The sequence below is a fragment of the Rhodanobacter aciditrophus genome (genome assembly GCF_042679525.1).
Classification (GTDB): Bacteria; Pseudomonadota; Gammaproteobacteria; order Pseudomonadales; family Marinomonadaceae; genus Marinomonas; species Marinomonas aciditrophus.
On record NZ_JBHTMN010000001.1, the window covers coordinates 1 to 672 of the forward strand.

2 tRNA genes are annotated in these 672 nt (G+C 44.9%); both read right to left on the reverse strand.

Annotated elements, in window-relative coordinates:
- Window positions 1-338: 338 nt before the first annotated feature.
- Window positions 339-414, reverse strand: a tRNA-Ala gene (locus ACFQ45_RS00005).
- 51 nt (window positions 415-465) lie between these two features.
- Window positions 466-542, reverse strand: a tRNA-Ile gene (locus tag ACFQ45_RS00010).
- Window positions 543-672: the final 130 nt, after the last annotated feature.

The following is a 672-nucleotide window of genomic DNA, read 5'->3' on the forward strand; positions in this document are numbered from 1 at the left end:
CCGTGCACGCTTGGTCACTTGACCATATAACCCAAAATAGTTTTTTATCTAACCTAAGTTAGTCGCTACTTTGAACTACATACCAACGCTGCTTTTGTTCAGCACTGGATTTACGATCTTAGAATCTCACTGGGTTAGAGTGGATTCCACCGGTTTGACGCTTGATTATCGTCTATTTCAAAAAGTCTAAATTGTTAAAGAGCAAGTTTAGTGCAAAGCACTAAGTCAGAGACTAGGAAGTTTCAGTCGACATCGATATAAGACTTACTGTCTCTCGATTGACTGTCCAAGCATCTTGCTTAAGGCTTTGTGTGTTGTGTCATGTACCACTTGGGAAGTGGTGGAGCTATGCGGGATCGAACCGCAGACCTCCTGCGTGCAAAGCAGGCGCTCTCCCAGCTGAGCTATAGCCCCATATCTCATTGTTGTTCCACCAAAATCTCAATAACAAAGTTACGGGAGTTTTGGTGGGTCTGGGCCGATTTGAACGGCCGACCTCACCCTTATCAGGGGTGCGCTCTAACCAACTGAGCTACAGACCCAAAACAACTGCCTGCATCCAAATTCAAATCTGAATCAGACGACAACACTCTAAACTACAGATATCAGATAATTTGTGTGAACGCTCACCAGAGCTTCATATCGTTTAAGGAGGTGATCCAGCCCCAGGTT